This window comes from Cupriavidus sp. TMH.W2, from assembly GCF_050847365.1.
In the GTDB taxonomy this organism is placed as follows: Bacteria; Pseudomonadota; Gammaproteobacteria; order Burkholderiales; family Burkholderiaceae; genus Cupriavidus.
In genome coordinates, this window is the sequence record NZ_CP193792.1 from 241,534 (window position 1) to 260,259 (window position 18,726).

Sequence of the window (18,726 nt, forward strand, 5' to 3'; positions counted from 1 at the left end):
GCGCCACCCGGGCCAGCAGCACTGACGGCAAGCCCCGCCGGCCCGCAAGGGCCCGCGGGGTTTTTTCACGCCGGTTTGATCCTGGTCCAGTCGCCGCGTGACGCCGGCGCCACGGCTGGCGGCAGGGAGTAAAATCCCGCCATTCCCAGCCGCCACGCCGGCGGCCGACCCCAAACACTGGTGACCGTTTCCAGAGGATGCCATGTCCGAAGCGCCTGTCCTTGCCCCGTCGACCTCAATTCAGCCGCACGCTGCCGCCGGTCAGCTCAACCTGATCCGTCCGCAGCCTTATACCGAGTGGGCCCCCCAGGTCACGGCGGAAGAGCGCGCCACGCTGCGCCGCGAGCTGGAGCAGGGCGCCGTGCTGTACTTCCCGAACCTGAATTTCCGCTTCCAGCCGGGCGAAGAGCGCTTCCTGGACAGTCGCTATTCGGACGGCAAGTCCAAGAACATCAACCTGCGCGCCGACGACACCGCGGTGCGCGGTGCGCAGGGCAGCCCGCAGGACCTGGCGGACCTGTACACGCTGATCCGCCGCTACGCCGACAACAGCGAGGCGCTGGTGAGCACGCTGTTCCCGGAATATACCCCGCACATGACGCGCGCCGGCACGTCGCTGCGGCCCAGCGAGATCGCCGGGCGCCCGGTCAGCTGGCGCAAGGACGACACCCGCCTGCACGTGGACTCGTTCCCGTCCAACCCGATGCTGGGCAAGCGCCTGTTGCGCGTGTTCCACAATATCGACCCGGCCGCGCCGCGCGTGTGGCGCGTGGGCGAGCCGTTCGGCGATTTTGCGCGGAAGTTCGTGCCCAAGACCCATGGCATGTGGCCGGGGCAGGCGTCGCTGATGAAGCTGCTGCATATCACCAAGCGCAAGCGCTCGGAATACGACCACCGCATGCTGCAGCTGCATGACCTGGCCAAGGCCGACCTGGACTACCAGGCCAACGTGCCGCAGCAGGAATTCCAGTTCCCGCCCGGCTCGACCTGGATCGTCTTCAGCGACCAGCTGCTGCACGCAGCCATGCGCGGGCGCGCGATGATGGAGCAGACCATCTACCTGGCGCCGCAGGCGATTTCCGACCACACCCACTCGCCCGAGGCAGTGCTGTCGCGCATGCTCGGGCGGCCGATGCTGGTTTCCTGATCAGCGCAGAAGCTATCCAAGCCCGCCTGCCCGTGGCCGGCGGCTCGCGCACGTCCCTTGCCGCCGTCCTTCTCCACCCCTGCGGCTAACGTCTACACTGAATCTCACGGCTTGCCATCCGCTGGACGGACAAGGGCGGGCGCACCGGCGCAGCCCGGCTCACGCATGCGCGCCGCCTGCGGACTCGCGGGGAGACAGATGGAAACCACCTATGACTACGTCATCGTCGGTGCGGGCTCGGCGGGCTGTGCGCTGGCGGGGCGGCTTGCCGACAGCGGCGACGACGCCATCGCGCTGGTCGAGGCCGGGCACCACGATCACCATGTGCTGGTACGCACACCCGCCGGGATGGCCGCGATGCTGCCGCGTGCCGGGGCCCGCAACTATGGCTTCCAGACGGTGCCGCAGCCGGGCCTGAACGGCCGCCGCGGCTACCAGCCGCGCGGGCGCGGGCTGGGCGGCAGTTCTTCGATCAACGCCATGATCTACACCCGCGGCCGGCCCGCCGACTACGACGCCTGGGCCGACGCCGGCTGCGACGGCTGGGCGTGGGACGACGTGCTGCCTTATTTCCGCCGCGCGGAATGCAATGAGCGCCTGGCGGGCAGCGACGAGGATCCGCTGCATGGCGGAAATGGTCCGCTCCATGTCTGCGGCCTGCGCACCCCCAACCCCTTTGCCGAACGCTTTATCGAGGCCGCGCACCAGGCGGGCTTTCCGCGCAACGAAGACTTCAACGGCGAAGAGCAGGAGGGCGTGGGCTGGTACCAGGTCACGCAGCACGCGGGCGAGCGCTGGAATGCCGCGCGCGCCTACCTGCACGGCGGCAATGCGCGCGACCGCGCCTGCAACGGCGGCCGCGCGCGGCTGCACGTGCTGACCGATACGCAGGCGCTGCGCATCGTCTTCGAAGGCCGCCACGCCGCCGGTGTGCTGGTGGTGCGGGACGGCCGCCAGCAGCTGCTGCGCGCGCGCCGCGACGTGATCGTGTGCGCGGGCACGTTCGGCTCGCCGCAGCTGCTGATGGTTTCGGGGGTCGGCCCCGCCGCGCAGTTGCGCGAACACGGTATCGGCGTGGTGCACGACTTGCCCGGCGTGGGCGCCAACCTGCAGGACCATCTAGACATCGTGCTGCACAAGCGCACCGCCGTGCCCGAGCTGTTCGGGGTGTCGTTCGGCGGCCTGGCGCGGCTGGTGTCCGAAATGCTGCGCTACCGGCGCGAGCGCACCGGTATGCTGTCGAGCAACTTTGCCGAGGCGGGCGGCTTCCTGCGCAGCCGGCCGGAGCTGCCCGAGCCTGACCTGCAGCTGCATTTTGTGGTCGGGATGGCAGACGACCACATGCGCCGGCTGAACTTCGGCCACGGCTATGGATGCCATGTCTGCCTGCTGCGCCCGCGCAGCCGTGGCGAGGTGCGGCTGGCCTCGGCCGATATCGGGCGTGTGCCGCTGATCGATCCGAAGTACCTGAGCGATGGCCGCGACCTGGACGATCTGGTGGCCGGTGTGCGCATCGTGCGCAGCATCCTGTCGCAGCCGCAACTGGCATGCTTTGGCGGGCGCGAGCTCTATTCGGCCGGCCTGCGCGCCGACGGCAGCGACGATGCCGCCGTGCGCGAGCTGATCCGCGAGCACGCCGATACCATCTATGACCCGGTCGGCACCTGCCGCATGGGCATGGATGCGATGGCGGTGGTGGACCCGCAGCTGCGCGTGCGCGGCGTGGAGGGCTTGCGCGTGGTCGACGCGTCAGTGATGCCAACCCTGATCGGCGGCAACACCAATGCACCCGCGATCATGATCGGCGAGCGCGCGCACGACCTGATCCGCTATGCGCCGCGCGTGATGCTGCGGGTGCTGGAATCGATGGAGGCTTGACGGGAGGTGTGAGCCCTAGCCTTCGAAGCCGCGCGAGAACACCCGCTTGAGCACATCGGCATCCGCATCCAGCGTGCCGAAGACGCGCCCATGCTGCCGCCCCAGCCGGCTGGCGACGAACAGCTCCGCACTCTCGGTATCGGCATGCGCCAGCATCAGCGCGGCCTGCGCGGTCAGCACCAGTCCCTGCGCAAAGCGGCGCGCGTTGGCTTCCAGCAGTTCGGGGGGCTCGCGCAGCAATGCCTGCAGCGAGGCCAGTTCCGCGCGCACCGCGGGATGGCCGCCGGCGCGGCGCGACAGGTCCTGCAGCAAGCGTGCGGCATCGTCCGGATTGCGCTGGATCGCGCGCAGCACGTCCAGGCACATGATGTTGCCCGAGCCTTCCCAGATCGAATTGACCGGCGCCTCGCGGTACAGCCGCGCCATCGGGCCTTCTTCGACGTAGCCGTTGCCGCCCCAGACTTCCATCGCTTCGCCGGTGGCTTCCAGCGTGCGCTTGCAGACCCAGAACTTGGCCGCGGGCGTGACCACGCGCTTCCAGGCCGCCGCGAGCGGATCGTCCTCGGCATGCTCGAAGGCGTGGCCCAGTTCCATCATCAGCAGCGTGGCCGCTTCGGATTCCAGCGCCAGGTCGGCCAGCACATTGCGCATCAGTGGCTGGTCGGCCAGCAGGCGCCCGAAGGCGCTGCGGTGGCGCGTATGGTGCAGCGCCTGCACGAAGGCCGCGCGCAGGATCGCGGCGCTGCCGATCACGCAGTCGAGCCGGGTGCTGGTGGCCATCTCGATGATGGTGGGGATGCCGCGGCCTTCCTCGCCGATCAGGATGCCGGTGGCATCGCGGAACTCGACCTCGCTGCTGGCGTTGGAGCGGTTGCCGAGCTTGTCCTTCAGGCGCTGGATCTGCACTGCGTTCCTGCTGCCGTCGTCGCGAAAGCGCGGCACGAAGAAGCACGACAGCGGGCCGTCTTCGGCGCCCATGCGCGCGACCACCAGGTGCGCATCGCACATCGGCGCGGAGAAGAACCACTTGTGGCCGGTCAGCGCATATTCCGCGCCGCGGCCTTCGCCGCGCACCGCGCGCGCCACGGTGGTGTTGGCGCGCACGTCCGATCCGCCCTGCTTCTCGGTCATGCCCATGCCGATCATGATCGCGGTCTTGCTGCGCCACGGCAGGTCGCGCGCATCATGCTCGGTGGCATACAGGCGCGGTTCCAGCTCGGCAAACAGCGCCGCTTCCTTGCGCAGCACGGGGATGCTGGCAAAGGTCATGGTCGGCGGGCACAGCGAGCCGGACTCCACCTGTGCCTGCAGGAAATACCCGGCCGTGCGCGCCGCCCATGCGCCCGCGCGCGGCTGCGCGAAGGGCATGGCCTGCAGCTGCTGGCTGCGCAACAGGCCGAGCAGCGCGTGCCAGCTCGGGTGAAAGTCCACCACGTCGATGCGCTCGCCGGTGCGGCTGTGGGTGTGCAGCTCGGGCGTAAAGTGGTTGGCGTCGGCTGCCCACTGCTGCACTTCAGGCTCGCCCAGCCGCGCGCCGAACTGTCCGAGCGCGTCGGCATGCCAGCCGCCGCCGAGGCGTTCCAGCGCGGCGCGCACGGCGCGGTCGCAGCCAAACAGGTTGTAGTGCGCGAGATCCGGCACCTGGTTGAAGACGCGGTGCGTGGCGGCGTCGGTCATGATGTCTCCTGGATCGGTGCTTGCCGGTTGCTTGCATGGTAGATCACGTAGCCGGTGTTTGAGTGCACGGTGGTCCCCTTGCGGGCGATTTTGCGGCGCAGCATGGGCGATTCGATACCTTTCCGCACAGCTGTGGCACCACAATCGGCAGGGAACTGGCACTGGCGCCCACCGGCACCTTGTGCTTAAATTCACCCCGTTGGATGAAACAGGGGTGCCGTACGGATGGGCCGTGCGGCTGAGAGAGTCCCTTCGAACCCGATCCGGCTAGTACCGGCGTGGGAAGTTTCACAAGACCAAGTCTCCAGTCCCTCCGGGACTCGCCGCCCCAGGCTTCAGGCCCCAGGCAGCGCTCACAAGGCTCCTGGTTTCGTCCACCCCCGCAAGAGAGAGGACGACACCCATGGCCCGTACTGCCCCCGCTGCATCCTTCGAATCGCTTGAAAGCGACCTCGACCAGAAATTCGCCTATCCGGCTTCCAGCAAGACCTACCTGACCGGCAGCCGCCCGGATATCCGCGTACCGCTGCGCACCATCCTGCAGACGTCGACGCGTACCGACAAGGGCGAGATGTCCAACCCGCCGATCCCGGTGTACGACACCTCGGGTCCTTACAGCGACCCGGACGTGCATATCGACCTGAAGGCCGGCCTGCCGGCGCTGCGCGCCAAGTGGATCGAAGAGCGCGGCGATACTGAAATGCTGTCCGGCCTGTCGTCGGAATACGGCCGCGACCGTGCCAACGACCCCGCCACCGCGCACCTGCGCTTTGCCCAGCTGACCAACCCGCGCCGCGCCAAGGCCGGCGCCAATGTGTCGCAGATGCACTATGCGCGCCGCGGCATCATCACGCCGGAAATGGAATATGTGGCCCTGCGCGAATCGCTGAACCTGCAGGCGCTGTACGACAAGCCCGAATACAAGGCGCTGCTGCGCCAGCACCCCGGCAACGCGCTCGGCGCCGGCCTGCCGCTGCGTCCGGAAGACATCACGCCGGAATTCGTGCGCCAGGAGATTGCCTCGGGCCGCGCCATCATCCCCGCCAACATCAACCACACTGAGCTGGAGCCGATGGCGATCGGGCGCAATTTCCGCGTCAAGATCAACGGCAACCTGGGCAACTCGGCGGTGACCTCGTCGCTGGCCGAGGAAGTGGAAAAGATGGTGTGGTCGATCCGCTGGGGCGCCGACACCATCATGGACCTGTCCACCGGCAAGCACATCCACGAAACCCGCGAATGGATCCTGCGCAACTCGCCGGTGCCCATCGGCACGGTGCCGATCTACCAGGCGCTGGACAAGACCGGCGGCATCGCCGAGGACCTGACCTGGGAGATGTTCCGCGACACGCTGATCGAGCAGGCCGAGCAGGGCGTCGACTACTTCACCATCCACGCCGGCGTGCTGCTGCGCTATGTTCCGCTGACCGCCGACCGTGTCACGGGCATCGTCTCGCGCGGCGGTTCGATCATGGCCAAGTGGTGCCTGGCGCACCACAAGGAAAACTTCCTGTACACGCACTTCGACGAGATCTGCGAAATCATGAAGGCCTATGACGTGTCGTTCAGCCTCGGCGACGGCCTGCGTCCGGGCTGCATCGCGGACTCCAACGACGACGCCCAGTTCGGCGAACTGCGCACTTTGGGCGAACTGACCGCCAAGGCGTGGCAGCACGACGTGCAGGTGATGATCGAAGGCCCGGGCCACGTGCCGCTGCAGCGCATCCAGGCCAACATGGACGAAGAACTCAAGCATTGCTACGAGGCACCGTTCTACACGCTCGGACCGCTGGTGACGGACATCGCTCCCGGCTACGACCACATCACCAGCGGCATCGGCGCGGCCAATATCGGCTGGATGGGCACCGCCATGCTTTGCTACGTCACGCCCAAGGAGCACCTGGGACTGCCGGACAAGGAAGACGTGCGCGAAGGCATCATCACCTACAAGATCGCCGCCCACGCTGCGGATCTTGCCAAGGGCTGGCCGGGCGCGCAGCTGCGCGACAATGCGCTGTCCAAGGCACGATTCGAGTTCCGCTGGGAAGACCAGTTCAACCTGGGCCTCGATCCGGAACGCGCGCGTTCGTACCACGATGCCACGCTGCCGGCCGAAGGGGCCAAGATCGCCCACTTCTGCTCGATGTGCGGACCGAAGTTCTGCTCGATGAAGATCACGCAGGAAGTGCGCGACTATGCGGCATCGCTGCCCAAGGAAGCGCAGCAGGGCATGGAAGAGAAGTCGATCGAGTTCCTGAAGAAGGGCAGCAAGATCTACTCGTAAGGCAGTGACAGGCAGTACGGGCGTGGCTTCGCAACCCATGCCCGCGCATGATCCGCCGCCGCGCAGCGCCCCGCGCGGCGGCACCGACATAGGAGGCCGGACGCGGCCGCATGGCGCGTCCGGCACAACACCCCTCATGACAGCAGTGCAGTCGTTTGACGTCGCCATCCTCGGGGCCGGTCTTGCCGGCCGCCTGGCCGCCTGGCAACTGGTCCGCAGCGGCGCCCGCGTGGCGCTGGTGGAGCGGGCCGGCCCGGACGGCGCGGGCTCGGCCGCCTATGTGGCCGCCGCCATGCTGGCGCCGCTGGCCGAGTCGGCCATTGCCGAGCGCCGCATCGTCGACCTGGGCATTGCCAGCGTCGACCTGTGGCGCGCGTGGCTGGCCGAGTTGGCGGAGCCGGTCTTCTTCCAGGAAGACGGCACGCTGGTGGTCTGGCATGCGCGCGACCGGGCAGAGATGTCGCTGTTCACCAGCCGGGTGCGTGCCGTGGCGCCGCCGGAACTGGTGGCGCAGCGGCTGCGCCCGCTTGACGCCAAGGGCGTGGGCGAGGTCGAGCCCGCGCTCTCGGGCCGGTTCCCGCAAGGCCTGCTGCTGGCCGGCGAAGGCCAGCTCGACAACCGCGGCGCGCTGCGCGCGCTGCTGTCGTGCGCGGTCAGCGGAGGCGTGCATTGCGTCTGGGAGGCTGGCGAAGTCGATGCCGGCTCGCTGCTCGCGCTGGGCATCCGCGCCGACGTGGTGCTGGACTGCCGCGGCCTGGGTGCGCGCAGCGCATGGCCGGCGCAACCGGGCGGCACTCAGCCGGGGCTGCGTGGCCTGCGCGGCGAAGTGGTGCGTGTGCATGCCCCCGACGTCAAGCTGCACCGGCCGGTGCGGCTGCTGCATCCGCGCTATCCGATCTATATCGCGCCCAAGCCCAACGACCTGTACGTGATCGGCGCCACCGAGCTGGAAAGCGAGGACGAGTCGCCGATGAGCGTGCGCTCCGCGCTGGAGCTGCTGTCGGCGGCGCATTCGCTGCATCCCGCCTTTGGCGAGGCGCGCGTGCTGGAACTGAACGTGCAGCGCCGTCCGACGCGCCCCGACCACCTGCCCGCGATCCGCGTGGACCAGCGTGCGCGCGTGGTGCGCGTCAACGGGCTGTACCGGCATGGCTTCCTGATCGCGCCGGCGGTGACCGAGGCCGCCTGCGCGGTGGTGGGCGCGCTGCTCAAGGGCGATCCCGCGGCCCACGCGGTGCCGGCCGCGCTGCGCTGGCCCGGCATGATCGAAGCCGTGACCGATGCGCCCGCCACCACAGCCATGGCCGCGCCTGGCGGGCTGCTGCACTAACGCATGAACGACATGGATATCCTGCTCAACGGCCGACCGCTCGCCCTTGCCGATTCCGCCACGCTGGCGGACGCGGTGAGCGCGGCGCAGATCGCGCCCCCCTTTGCCGCGGCGGTCAACGGCCAGTTCGTGCCGCGCGGCGCCCACGCCAACACCCCCCTTGCGGCCGGCGACCGCATCGACCTCGTGCAACCCGTGACGGGAGGCTGACCCATGACCTTCGAACCCTCCGAAACCTTGCGCGACCCGTTCGTGCTGTATGGCGAGTCGTTCGGCTCGCGCCTGCTGCTGGGCACCGCGCGCTACCCGTCCCCGGCCACGCTGGAGGCGGCCGTGCAGGCCTCGAAGCCCGCCATGATCACCGTCGCGCTGCGCCGCCAGGGCGCGGTCGGCGATGGCGAGGGCGGCCAGGCCTTCTGGCAGATGCTCAGGGCCATGGACGTGCCGGTGCTGCCCAATACCGCCGGCTGCTTTACCGCGCAGGAGGTGATCACCACCGCGATGATGGCGCGCGAGGTCTTCGAAACGCCGTGGATCAAGCTCGAGCTGATCGGCGACGACTACACGCTGCAGCCCGATACGCTGAACCTCCCGGCCGTGGCCGAGACCCTGATCAAGGAAGGCTTCAAGGTGCTGCCGTACTGCACCGAGGACCTGGTGCTGTGCCGCCGCCTGCTCGACGTGGGCTGCCAGGCGCTGATGCCGTGGGCCGCCCCGATCGGCACCGGCCGCGGCGCGGTCAACCCGCACGCCATGCGCGTGCTGCGCGAACGCCTGCCCGACACGCCGCTGATCGTTGATGCCGGCCTGGGCCTGCCGTCGCACGCGGCGCAGGTGCTGGAGTGGGGCTACGACGGCGTGCTGCTCAACACCGCGGTGGCGCAGGCTGCTTACCCGGTCAACATGGCACGCGCCTTTGCGCAGGCCGTGGAAGCCGGCCGCACCGCCTACCTGGCCGGGCCGATGCCCGAGCGCGAGGTCGCGCAGGCCAGCACGCCTGTCGTCGGCATGCCGTTCTGGCACGCCGACAACACGGAGCAGCGCGCATGACCCGCCGCGCGGTGCATGCCGCCAGCGACGGCCCGCTGCGCCAGGCGGTGCTGGAACATTATGGCGAGACCTTTGGCGTCGATGACAAGCCGTGGCAGGCCTGGCGCCTGGCGGACGCGCCGGCGCAACCCGGCGCCCACGATGTACTGCTTTCCGACGGCGAAGCCGACGAAGCCGTGATCGCGCGCGTTGCCGCCGCGGGCGCCACGCTGATCGAGACCGACCGCGAGGGCGGCCGGTGGATCGACACCGTGCGCTCGCCAATGGGCACGTGGGTCTTCTCCGTGGCCGCCGACACCGACCAGCCGCATTCGCCCGCCTTTGTCGCGGTGCTGCTGGCCTGCCTGTCGCTGCATTTCCCCGCGCACGACGCGCTGTGCCTGGCACGCGCCTGGGAGCCCGGCTCGGCCGACTGGCCGTCCGACTTCGCGCGCTTCCCGCACGTGCGGCACGCCGCGCTGGTGGCGCCCGAGCAGGCCGCGGCGCCGTTCGCGCCGTGCCCCGCGCTGGGCCTGTATGTGGTGGTGCCGAGCGCCGAATGGATCGAGCGCCTGGCGCCGCTGAACGTGCCGACCGTGCAGTTGCGCTTCAAGTCCGACGACCCGGCCGCGGTGCGCGCCGAGATCGCACGCGCGGCGAAGGCCATGCAGGGCTCGTCTTCGCGCCTGTTCATCAACGACCACTGGCAGGCCGCGATCGATCACCGCGCCGCCACCGGCGGCGAGCAGAGCGGCATCTACGGCATCCACCTCGGCCAGGAAGACCTGGACGATGCCGACCTCGATGCGATCCGCGCGTCGGGGCTGCGGCTGGGTGTTTCCACCCACGGCTATGCTGAAATGGTGCGGGTGGCCGCGATCCGCCCCAGCTACCTGGCGCTGGGCGCGATCTTCCCGACCACCACCAAGGTGATGCCGACCCAGCCGCAGGGCATGGGCCGTTTCCGCGCCTATGTGAAGCTGATGCAGCCGGTGATCCCGTCGCTGGTGGGCATCGGCGGCGTCAACGCCGCCAATATGCGCGAGGTGCTGGCCGTCGGCGTCGGCAGTGCCGCCGTGGTGCGCGCGGTGACCGAGGCAGGCGACGTGCCAGCCGCGGTGGCCCGCCTGGTCAGTTTGTTTCCGGCCGGCTGAGCGGCGGATTGCCATGCGACAGGTTCACTGAACCGACCCGACGGTTTGCTCCCCTCTCCCGCCTGCGGGGCAGGGGGTGAGGGCAGGCGCCGGCATACCGACAGGCCGTACTTCGTCGAGGCTCCCGCCCTCACCCCCACCCCTCTCCCACTTCGCGGGAGAGGGGAGCCTGGTTCGCACGGCGTTGGCTGCGGCAGGCTTGCATAGCCAAGATTTGTGCGACATTCGCCCAGCCGCGGGAACCGAATCGGACCCCGTCGCTATGATGTTGGGCAGTATTCCCCGCCAATCCACCCAGCATCCCCCCATCATGTCCTTCCAGCCCGTCCCCGAAATCATCCCCGCCGCACCCGGCACGCCGGAGAAGCCCTACTTCGGCATCGACATTCCGCTGATGCGCTATTTTGGCCTGCAGCCGGTGCATATCGAGGAAGGACTGTGCCGCACGCGCTTGCCGGCGCATCCGTCGCTGGTGAACAGCCGCGGCGATGTGCATGGCGGCACGCTGATGGCGACGCTGGACTTCACGCTGAGCGGCGCCGCGCGCTCGCATGCGCCGCTGGAAACGGGCGTGATCACCATCGACATGTCCACGCATTTCCTGGCGGCCGCGCGCGGCGAGCTGACGCTGGAGGCGCGTTGCCTGCGCCGTGGCGCGCGCATTGCATTCTGCGAGGGCGAGGTCAAGGATGCGGCCGGCACCGTGGTGTGCGTGGCGCGGGCCGCGTTCAAGTTGGTGCCGCTGTCCGCCGGCGGCAACTGATCCCGGCGTTGGCCGGGCCGCTCAGTCCTGCAGCGGCCGGTACACCTGCTCGAAGCGCGCGCGCTCGGTGATGCCATAGTCGCCGGGCGCGTATTGCATCAGCCAGTCGCCCGGCTTGCCGTGCAGCACGTCGCCGCCGGCGCTGCGCGCGATGCTGAAGGTCTCGTGCATCTCGCGTGCCAGTACCGGGATCGGCTTGTTGCGGTAGGCGCCGTCCTGGCCGTGCGCCAGCGGCGGCACTGCCTCGTACTTGGGGTCGAAGCGGTCGCGCGACACGCACCAGCGGTCGCCGCCGCGGCTGGTGACCAGCGCATCGCCACGCTGGTAGCGGTTGGGCCCCTCCCGGCTGATCAGCTCGCCGGGCCCGGTGGCGAACACCACGTCGACGATTTCATGCTTGAGGTAGAACGCGGCAGCCGGGTCGCCGCGCAGGTCGATATCGGCCAGCATCGTCATGTCCGTCACCCCAGCGCGCGCGGCGCGAAAAAATGGTTCAGCGGCCCGTTGCCGGCGCCCAGCCGCAGCCCCGCGCCCGCCGCGATGGCCTGTGCCACATAGTCCAGCGCGGTGCCCACGGCTGCCTCCACCGTATCGCCGCGCGCCAGCTGCGCGGCAATCGCGGCGGCCAGCGTGCAGCCGGTGCCGTGCAGGTTGCGGGTGTCGACGCGCGGGTGCGTGAACACGCGCACGCTGCCGTCGGCCAGCATCAGCAGGTCGTCCAGGCCGCCGGCACCGGTGTCGTCTTCAAGGTGGCCGCCCTTGAGCAGCACGGCGGGGCAGCCCATGGCGATCAGGTCGGCGGCGGCCTGCTCCATCCCGGCGCGGCGCGCGATCCTGCGTCCCAGCAGGTATGAGGCTTCCGGCAGGTTGGGGGTGACCAGCAGCGCGCGCGGGAACAGCAGCCGCACCATGGCCTGTGAGGTGGCGTCATCGGACAGCGTCGCACCCGAGGTCGAGATCATCACCGGGTCCACCACCAGCTTGCGGATGCCGTGCCGGTCGGCCGCCGCGGCCACGGCCTCGACGATGGCGGCGGTGCCCAGCATGCCGGTCTTGGCCGCGTCCACGCCGATATCACCGGCCACGGCATCGATCTGCGCGGTCACCATCTCGGCCGGAATGGCGTGCACGCCGGTCACGCCCAGCGTGTTCTGCGCGGTGATCGCGGTGATGGCGCTCATGCCGAAGCAGCCCAGCGCGGAAAAAGTCTTCAGGTCGGCCTGGATGCCGGCGCCGCCGCCGGAATCGGAGCCGGCGATGGTCAGGGTGCGAGGTGGCGTTGGGTTCATCTGTTTGGGAATCGGAGCGATCCGGTGCGCAAGGCGCCCGGGCACGCTACAATACCGCCACTCCGAGGAGCGTTGCAACGGATGGAGGCCCGCGAAGCACATCGCGCGGCCGGCGGCACAGCCGCCCCCTGCCATCCGCCAGGCTCGGACTGTCTTCAACGGCGCTCGCTGATCCGTGGTCCGCACGGAGGCGAGTCGACCTATCCGCGTGCTTTGCATGTGCCCCCGGGCCATGCCACCGCTGCCAGATTCCCGCACTCGTCATCTGCGTGCCACTCTTCACCGGGAGTGAAACATGAACGCTGTGACCGACCTGAAGCAAGACTACCTCGTCGCCGACATCAAGCTGGCCGGCTGGGGCCGCAAGGAAATCGCCATTGCCGAGACCGAAATGCCCGGCCTGATGGCGATCCGCGACGAATTTGCCGCCGCGCAGCCGCTCAAGGGCGCGCGCATCGCCGGCTCGCTGCACATGACGATCCAGACCGCCGTGCTGATCGAGACGCTGGAGGCACTGGGCGCCGACGTGCGCTGGGCCTCGTGCAACATCTACTCGACCCAGGACCACGCTGCCGCCGCGATCGCCGCCGGCGGCACGCCCGTGTTCGCCTTCAAGGGCGAATCCCTGAAGGAATACTGGGACTTCACGCACCGCATCTTCGACTGGGCGGACGGCGGCACCCCCAACATGATCCTGGACGACGGCGGCGACGCCACGCTGCTGCTGCACCTGGGCGCGCGCGCCGAGAAGGACGCTGCGCTCATCGCCAGGCCGGGCAGCGAGGAAGAAACCTACCTGTTCGCCGCCATCAAGGAAAAGCTGGCCAAGGACCCGGGCTGGTACAGCCGCAACCTGGCAGCCATCCGCGGCGTGACCGAGGAAACCACCACTGGCGTGCACCGCCTGTACCAGATGGCTCAAAAGGGTGAGCTCCGTTTTCCGGCCATCAACGTCAACGACTCGGTGACCAAGAGCAAGTTCGACAACCTGTACGGCTGCCGCGAGTCGCTGGTGGACGGCATCAAGCGCGCCACCGACGTGATGATCGCCGGCAAGGTCGCCATCGTGGCGGGCTACGGCGACGTGGGCAAGGGCAGCGCGCAGGCGCTGCGCGCGCTGTCGGCGCAAGTGTGGGTGACCGAGATCGACCCGATCTGCGCGCTGCAGGCCGCGATGGAAGGCTACCGCGTGGTGACCATGGACTACGCCGCCGAGCATGGCGATATTTTCGTCACCTGCACCGGCAACTACCATGTCATCACCCATGAGCACATGGCAAAGATGAAGGACCAGGCCATCGTCTGCAATATCGGCCACTTCGACAACGAGATCGACATCGCCTCGATCGAGAAGTACGAGTGGGACGAGATCAAGCCGCAGGTCGACCATGTGAAGTTCCCGGATGGCAAGAAGCTGATCATCCTGGCCAAGGGCCGCCTGGTGAACCTGGGCTGCGCCACCGGCCACCCGTCGTACGTGATGAGCAGCTCGTTCGCCAACCAGACCATCGCCCAGATCGAACTCTGGCAGGAACGCGACAGCGGCAAGTACCCGGTCGGCGTCTACACCCTGCCCAAGCACCTGGACGAGAAGGTGGCACGCCTGCAGCTGCGCAAGCTGAACGCGCAGCTGACCGAGCTGACCGAACAGCAGGCCGCGTATATCGGCGTGAAGAAGGAAGGCCCGTACAAGGCCGACCACTACCGCTACTGATCCGCGCGGGAAAGCAGGACTGTCCTCTCCCGCTTGCGGGAGAGGGGGAAACCACATTCAAGGAACCGTCATGAGACTACTGGTCGTCTGGGTCATCAACGCCGTTGCGTTGTTCGTGCTGCCGTACCTCGTCCCGTCGATCCACATCAAGAGCTTCGGCTCGGCGATGCTGGCGGCGCTGGTGCTGGGCCTGGTCAATACGCTGATCCGTCCGATCCTGGTGATCCTGACGCTGCCGGTCACGCTGCTGACGCTGGGGCTGTTTATCTTCGTCATCAACGCGCTGCTGTTCCTGTTCGTCGGCAACCTGCTGTCGGGCTTTACCGTCGTCGGCTTCTGGGCGGCCCTGCTGGGCTCCATCCTGTACAGCGTGATCTCGTGGCTGCTGGCCAGCCTGCTGCTGGGCGAACGCACCGCCTGAAGCCGGTCGCTTCACCACGGATCCCATCTCGCGCGCCGCGCCAACGCGGCGCGCCACCATCATGCAAGACCGCTACTTCAGCTTTGAATTCTTCCCGCCCAAGACGGCGGAGGGCACGGAGAAACTGCGCAACACGCGTGCGCAGCTGGCCCCGCTCAAGCCCAAGTACATCTCGGTGACGTTCGGCGCCGGCGGCACCACGCAGCAGGGCACGCTGGACGCGGTGCTGGAAATCCAGCGCGAAGGCATCGAGGCCGCGCCGCACCTGTCGTGCGTGGGCTCGTCGCGCGAGAGCATCCGCGCCGTCCTGCAGCAGTACCGCGACGGCGGTATCCGCCATATCGTCGCGCTGCGTGGCGACATGCCCTCGGGCATGGGCGAGATCGGCGAGTTCCGCTACGCCAACGAACTGGTCGAGTTCATCCGGGCCGAAACTGGCGACTGGTTCAATATCGAAGTCGCGGCCTACCCCGAGTACCACCCGCAGGCCAGGTCCCCGCGCCACGACCTGGACAACTTCGTGCGCAAGGTCAAGGCCGGCGCCGATTCCGCCATCACCCAGTACTTCTACAACGCCGACGCCTACTTCCGCTTTGTCGACGACGTGCGCGCGCTGGGCGTGGAGGTGCCGATCGTGCCGGGCATCATGCCGATCACCAACTATTCGCAGCTGATGCGCTTCTCCGAGATGTGCGGCGCCGAAGTGCCGCGCTGGGTGGCCAAGCGGCTGGAGAGCTTCGGTGACGACCGCGAATCCATCCGCGCCTTTGGCCTGGACGTGGTCACCGCGCTGTGCGAGCGCCTGCTCGCCGCGGGTGTGCCGGGCCTGCATTTCTACACGCTCAACGCCGCCGGCGCCACCAAGGCGATCTGGCAGCGCCTGAAGCTGTAAGAGGCGCCGCTGAAGAGGCGAGCGGTTTCGGGTGCTCCAAAGCCGCCCGAGCTTGCCAAAGCAAGGTGTTCTCCCTCTCCCCTCACGGCTTGTCTTTACCCACATCTCGATAGGAAAGGTTGTAAACGGGATTGGACGGTGTTAACTTCGGGGAAGTTGACAATCAGTGGTGGCAATTTTGTCTGATACGGAAGATCTGGAAGACTGGGCCAGCGACGAATTCGGTGGCGCTCAGTTGGGCGATGCACGTCGCACGCAGCGCCTTGTGGCATTGGCGCGCGGACTAGCGCAAAAAGCCCATGTTTCGTTCCCGCAGGCCTTGAGTGGTGCCCAACTCAAGGCGGCATATCGCTTCTTTGATAATGAGGCGGTCGACCCGGACGGAATACTGGCGAGCCACGTCGTTCAAACCGTGGGTCGCATGCAGCAGGTACCTGTCGTATTGGCGGTGCAGGACACCACGGAATTCAATCTGGCAAATTTGCCCGCGACTGAGGGACTTGGTCACGGCACGGGCGGCAATTTGCGCGGATTCATGTTGCACAGCGTGCTGGCGGTGACGCCTGAGGGCCTGCCACTGGGCGTGTTGAGCATGAAGACGTGGGTGCGTGCGCCGCAAGCATCGGGCAAGGCCAGGCAGCGCCGGGCGCTGTCCATTCGTGACAAGGAAAGCGTGAAGTGGCTGGAGGGGCTGGAATGCCTTGAGCCGCTCAAGATGCAGTGTCCGGACACGCACCTTGTTGCCGTCAGCGATCGCGAGGGCGATGTGTACGACGTGTTCCTGGCGCAGCGCCCAGCGGGGGTGGACTGGTTGGTGCGGGCCGCCTGGAATCGGGGCGTGGATCACCCAGAGAAGTATCTGTGGGAGACGGTTGCTGCGGCCCCCGTACTCGGGGAGACCGTCCTGCACGTGCCCAGGAGTGGCGCCAGGCAAGCGCGTAGCGCCCGACTGGCTTTGCGCTGTGTGCCCGTCCAACTGCGACCGCCGCGCAGCCGCGGTGCAGAGGCCCTACCAAGCCTCGAAGTGTTTGCCATTCACGCACTGGAAATCGATCCGCCCGAAGGTGTTGAGCCGCTCGAATGGATGTTGCTCAGTTCGATGCCCACCCAAACGCTGGAAGATGTGCTGGAACGGCTGAGCTGGTATGCCCGGCGCTGGACCATTGAATCCTGGCATCGTGTCCTGAAAAGTGGCTGCCAGATCGAGGCTCGGCAGTTCGGGACGCTGGAGCGGTTCCTGCGCGCCACGGCGCTGTTCGCCGTGATCGGCTGGCGCATCATGTACGCGACCATGCTCGGCCGGCTTGAAGCCGATATCCCTTGCTCGGTGCTATTGCAGTCGCTCGAATGGCAGGCCTTGTACTGCCGCACGCACGGCACAACCAAGCCACCGGAGCAGGCACCCAAACTCAGCGAAACGGTCCTTTGGATCGCCAAGCTCGGTGGCTACCTGGGTCGCAAAAACGACGATCCCCCCGGTGCTACTGTCCTCTGGCGCGGCTTCCTCGTTTTGCACGAAATCACCGAAATGTATCGGATCTTCCAGAAAAACGAGTAAGCCGCCGGAAGTTGTGGGTAAAGGCAAGCCTCACGGGGAGAGGGCCGGGGTGAGGGGTGGTTTAGCTAGGAATCCCATCAGGCGGAGCCAACGGCGTTAACCCACCGGTCTCGGCCTTTGACACTCCTGCCCTCACCCCCACCCCTCTCCCGCAGGCGGGAGAGGGGAGCCTGCTGCAGGCTTTTGTGGTGCTGCGCACGCCTCGGTGCCATACTCGCCACCATGATCACCGCCACCTTCCGCTTCTACGAGGAACTGAACGACTTCCTCGCGCCGGACCAGCGCCGGCGTGACCTGTCCTGCGCCTGCGCGCGCGCCGCCACGGTCAAGCACATGATCGAGGCGCTGGGCGTGCCGCATACCGAAGTCGAACTGATCCTGGTCAATGGCGAGTCGTCCGGCTTCGAGCGGCGGCTGCGCGATGGCGACCGGGTCTCGGTCTATCCCAAGTTCGAACGGCTCGACGTGTCCCCGCTGCTGCGGGTACGCGGGCAGCCGCTGCGGGTGATGCACTTTGTCGCCGACGCCCACCTGGGCGGGCTGGCGCACCTGCTGCGCATGACCGGCTTCGACACCCTCTACGACAACCATTTCGAAGACAGCGAGATCGAGCGCATTGCCGTCGACGAGGGCCGCATCGTGCTGACGCGCGACCGCGAGCTGCTCAAGCGCCGCGGCATCACCCACGGCTGCTATGTGCGGGCGATCAAGTCGCAACTGCAGGTGCGCGAGATCTTTGCGCGGCTGGACCTGGCGCGCAGCGCGCGGCCGTTTTCGCTATGCCTGGACTGCAATGCGCCGCTGCGGGCGCTGGATGCGGCGAGCGCGGCGGGGCGCGTGCCGGAAGGCGTGCTCGAGCGCCACCGCAGCTTTGTCACCTGCGACCAGTGCCGGCGCGTGTTCTGGGAAGGCTCGCACTGGCGCTGCATGCGCGCGCTGGTGGACGAGCTGGTGCAGGCGGCGCCCGGCTAGAACGCCCCCGACTCCGTCACGATCCAGTCCATCGCGATGTCGTGCGCCTGTGCTTCCAGCGCGATGCGGCAGGTCTCATAGCCAATGCCGATCGCCACCGGCCGCTGGGCCAGCGCCGCCAGGGTGCGGTCATAGAAGCCGCCGCCGTAGCCCAGGCGGAACTTGTCCGGGCTGAAACCGACACAGGGTATGAGCAGCGCATCGGGCGTCGCGGCTTCGGTGCCGTCGGGCACCGGGATGCCGTAGTGGCCGGTGGCCATGGGCGTGTCCGGGGTCCACAGGTGGAAATCCAGCGGCGCGCCCGGGCGGCTGACCGCGGGCAGCGCGGCATGGCGGCCGGGCACGCCGGCAAGCCATTGCGCCACCGCGCCGCGCGCGTCGAATTCCTGCTGGATCGGCCAGTAGAAGCCCAGGCAGCGCACGGCCAGGCTGGCAAGCAACTCGGACAGCGACGCGGCGATGCGCGCGTCGGCTTCGGCACGCGCGGGCAGGGCGGCGCGTTGCGCCAGCAACTGCGTGCGCAGTGCGCGGCGGCCGTTGTCGGCAGGGGCAGGCGGTGCGGTGGCGGGTGTAGAAGACATGGCGTGGGATAATGACCCTCGTCCGAACCAACACGGA

17 protein-coding genes and 2 riboswitches are annotated in these 18,726 nt (G+C 68.1%); of the genes, 13 read left to right on the plus strand and 4 right to left on the minus strand.

All coding sequences use genetic code 11. The features are described 5' to 3' along the window. Window positions 1–202: 202 nt before the first annotated feature. Both ACREYQ_RS01145 and ACREYQ_RS01150 read left to right on the plus strand, forming a co-directional pair. Window positions 203–1,147 (plus strand): Kdo hydroxylase family protein, encoded by a 945-nt coding sequence (locus ACREYQ_RS01145; RefSeq protein ID WP_432258990.1) that lies wholly within the window; start codon window positions 203–205, stop codon window positions 1,145–1,147. Window positions 1,148–1,345: 198 nt separating this feature from the next. Then, complete coding sequence (locus ACREYQ_RS01150; RefSeq protein WP_432258991.1) at window positions 1,346–3,025, plus strand: GMC family oxidoreductase; 1,680 nt, start codon at window positions 1,346–1,348, stop codon at window positions 3,023–3,025. Between the two features lie 15 nt (window positions 3,026–3,040). Here the strand turns inward: ACREYQ_RS01150 and ACREYQ_RS01155 are convergent, their stop codons facing one another. Beyond that, entirely contained in the window at window positions 3,041–4,702 is a 1,662-nt protein-coding gene (locus tag ACREYQ_RS01155; RefSeq protein WP_432258992.1) for an acyl-CoA dehydrogenase family protein, read from the minus strand. Window positions 4,703–4,902: 200 nt separating this feature from the next. Continuing rightward, window positions 4,903–5,004, plus strand: a riboswitch (TPP riboswitch). A gap of 101 nt (window positions 5,005–5,105) precedes the next feature. Between ACREYQ_RS01155 and thiC the strand changes: the two genes are divergently transcribed. The 6 genes from thiC to ACREYQ_RS01185 all read left to right on the plus strand — a co-directional run bounded on the left by thiC (window position 5,106) and on the right by ACREYQ_RS01185 (window position 11,262). Next, window positions 5,106–6,986 (plus strand): phosphomethylpyrimidine synthase ThiC, encoded by a 1,881-nt coding sequence (gene thiC, locus ACREYQ_RS01160; protein WP_432258993.1) that lies wholly within the window; start codon window positions 5,106–5,108, stop codon window positions 6,984–6,986. A 136-nt stretch (window positions 6,987–7,122) separates the two neighbouring features. Continuing rightward, entirely contained in the window at window positions 7,123–8,316 is a 1,194-nt protein-coding gene (locus ACREYQ_RS01165; RefSeq protein WP_432258994.1) for an FAD-dependent oxidoreductase, read from the plus strand. Window positions 8,317–8,328: 12 nt separating this feature from the next. After that, complete coding sequence (gene thiS / locus ACREYQ_RS01170; protein ID WP_432260333.1) at window positions 8,329–8,526, plus strand: sulfur carrier protein ThiS; 198 nt, start codon at window positions 8,329–8,331, stop codon at window positions 8,524–8,526. A gap of 3 nt (window positions 8,527–8,529) precedes the next feature. Further along, a complete protein-coding gene (locus tag ACREYQ_RS01175; protein ID WP_432258995.1) occupies window positions 8,530–9,366 on the plus strand; it encodes a thiazole synthase in 837 nt (278 codons plus the stop codon). After that, window positions 9,363–10,499, plus strand: a complete 1,137-nt coding sequence (locus ACREYQ_RS01180) for a thiamine phosphate synthase (RefSeq protein WP_432258996.1) — start codon at window positions 9,363–9,365, stop codon at window positions 10,497–10,499. The genes ACREYQ_RS01175 and ACREYQ_RS01180 overlap by 4 nt, the downstream gene beginning before the upstream one ends. 310 nt (window positions 10,500–10,809) lie before the next feature. Next, on the plus strand, window positions 10,810–11,262 hold the full coding sequence (locus ACREYQ_RS01185) for a PaaI family thioesterase (RefSeq protein WP_432258997.1): 453 nt from the start codon (window positions 10,810–10,812) through the stop codon (window positions 11,260–11,262). 21 nt (window positions 11,263–11,283) lie between these two features. On the opposite strand, the gene ACREYQ_RS01190 is transcribed toward ACREYQ_RS01185, so the two are convergent. Further along, window positions 11,284–11,718 carry a PGDYG domain-containing protein gene (locus tag ACREYQ_RS01190; protein ID WP_432258998.1) on the minus strand — a complete coding sequence of 145 codons (435 nt, stop codon included), beginning with the start codon at window positions 11,716–11,718 and terminating at the stop codon, window positions 11,284–11,286. 5 nt (window positions 11,719–11,723) lie between these two features. Further along, window positions 11,724–12,551, minus strand: a complete 828-nt coding sequence (thiD, locus tag ACREYQ_RS01195) for a bifunctional hydroxymethylpyrimidine kinase/phosphomethylpyrimidine kinase (RefSeq protein ID WP_432258999.1) — start codon at window positions 12,549–12,551, stop codon at window positions 11,724–11,726. A gap of 58 nt (window positions 12,552–12,609) precedes the next feature. Further along, window positions 12,610–12,725, plus strand: a riboswitch (S-adenosyl-L-homocysteine riboswitch). A gap of 121 nt (window positions 12,726–12,846) precedes the next feature. On the opposite strand from thiD, the gene ahcY reads away from it, so the two are divergent. The 5 genes from ahcY to ACREYQ_RS01220 all read left to right on the plus strand — a co-directional run bounded on the left by ahcY (window position 12,847) and on the right by ACREYQ_RS01220 (window position 18,108). Further along, window positions 12,847–14,265, plus strand: coding sequence for an adenosylhomocysteinase (gene ahcY, locus ACREYQ_RS01200; protein ID WP_432259000.1), 1,419 nt, complete (start codon window positions 12,847–12,849; stop codon window positions 14,263–14,265). Window positions 14,266–14,335: 70 nt separating this feature from the next. Further along, window positions 14,336–14,686: a phage holin family protein gene (locus tag ACREYQ_RS01205; protein ID WP_432259001.1), complete on the plus strand. Its 351-nt coding sequence runs from the start codon at window positions 14,336–14,338 to the stop codon at window positions 14,684–14,686. Window positions 14,687–14,747: 61 nt separating this feature from the next. Next, window positions 14,748–15,578 carry a methylenetetrahydrofolate reductase [NAD(P)H] gene (gene metF, locus ACREYQ_RS01210; protein WP_432259002.1) on the plus strand — a complete coding sequence of 277 codons (831 nt, stop codon included), beginning with the start codon at window positions 14,748–14,750 and terminating at the stop codon, window positions 15,576–15,578. A gap of 169 nt (window positions 15,579–15,747) precedes the next feature. After that, window positions 15,748–17,136: an IS4 family transposase gene (locus ACREYQ_RS01215; protein WP_432257562.1), complete on the plus strand. Its 1,389-nt coding sequence runs from the start codon at window positions 15,748–15,750 to the stop codon at window positions 17,134–17,136. A 222-nt stretch (window positions 17,137–17,358) separates the two neighbouring features. Further along, a complete protein-coding gene (locus tag ACREYQ_RS01220; protein WP_432259003.1) occupies window positions 17,359–18,108 on the plus strand; it encodes a Mut7-C RNAse domain-containing protein in 750 nt (249 codons plus the stop codon). Here the strand turns inward: ACREYQ_RS01220 and ACREYQ_RS01225 are convergent. Next, window positions 18,105–18,689 (minus strand): 5-formyltetrahydrofolate cyclo-ligase, encoded by a 585-nt coding sequence (locus ACREYQ_RS01225; protein ID WP_432259004.1) that lies wholly within the window; start codon window positions 18,687–18,689, stop codon window positions 18,105–18,107. The two genes, ACREYQ_RS01220 and ACREYQ_RS01225, sit on opposite strands and share 4 nt — an antisense overlap. Between the last annotated feature and the right edge of the window lie 37 nt (window positions 18,690–18,726).

Bases quoted from the DNA above. Each gene is read 5' to 3' on its own strand.
- ACREYQ_RS01145 (WP_432258990.1), top strand. From the start codon at position 203: ATGTCCGAAGCGCCTGTCCTTGCCCCGTCGACCTCAATTCAGCCGCAC.
- ACREYQ_RS01150 (WP_432258991.1), top strand. From the start codon at position 1,346: ATGGAAACCACCTATGACTACGTCATCGTCGGTGCGGGCTCGGCGGGC.
- ACREYQ_RS01155 (WP_432258992.1), bottom strand. From the start codon at position 4,702: ATGACCGACGCCGCCACGCACCGCGTCTTCAACCAGGTGCCGGATCTC.
- thiC (WP_432258993.1), top strand. From the start codon at position 5,106: ATGGCCCGTACTGCCCCCGCTGCATCCTTCGAATCGCTTGAAAGCGAC.
- ACREYQ_RS01165 (WP_432258994.1), top strand. From the start codon at position 7,123: ATGACAGCAGTGCAGTCGTTTGACGTCGCCATCCTCGGGGCCGGTCTT.
- thiS (WP_432260333.1), top strand. From the start codon at position 8,329: ATGGATATCCTGCTCAACGGCCGACCGCTCGCCCTTGCCGATTCCGCC.
- ACREYQ_RS01175 (WP_432258995.1), top strand. From the start codon at position 8,530: ATGACCTTCGAACCCTCCGAAACCTTGCGCGACCCGTTCGTGCTGTAT.
- ACREYQ_RS01180 (WP_432258996.1), top strand. From the start codon at position 9,363: ATGACCCGCCGCGCGGTGCATGCCGCCAGCGACGGCCCGCTGCGCCAG.
- ACREYQ_RS01185 (WP_432258997.1), top strand. From the start codon at position 10,810: ATGTCCTTCCAGCCCGTCCCCGAAATCATCCCCGCCGCACCCGGCACG.
- ACREYQ_RS01190 (WP_432258998.1), bottom strand. From the start codon at position 11,718: ATGACGATGCTGGCCGATATCGACCTGCGCGGCGACCCGGCTGCCGCG.
- thiD (WP_432258999.1), bottom strand. From the start codon at position 12,551: ATGAACCCAACGCCACCTCGCACCCTGACCATCGCCGGCTCCGATTCC.
- ahcY (WP_432259000.1), top strand. From the start codon at position 12,847: ATGAACGCTGTGACCGACCTGAAGCAAGACTACCTCGTCGCCGACATC.
- ACREYQ_RS01205 (WP_432259001.1), top strand. From the start codon at position 14,336: ATGAGACTACTGGTCGTCTGGGTCATCAACGCCGTTGCGTTGTTCGTG.
- metF (WP_432259002.1), top strand. From the start codon at position 14,748: ATGCAAGACCGCTACTTCAGCTTTGAATTCTTCCCGCCCAAGACGGCG.
- ACREYQ_RS01220 (WP_432259003.1), top strand. From the start codon at position 17,359: ATGATCACCGCCACCTTCCGCTTCTACGAGGAACTGAACGACTTCCTC.
- ACREYQ_RS01225 (WP_432259004.1), bottom strand. From the start codon at position 18,689: ATGTCTTCTACACCCGCCACCGCACCGCCTGCCCCTGCCGACAACGGC.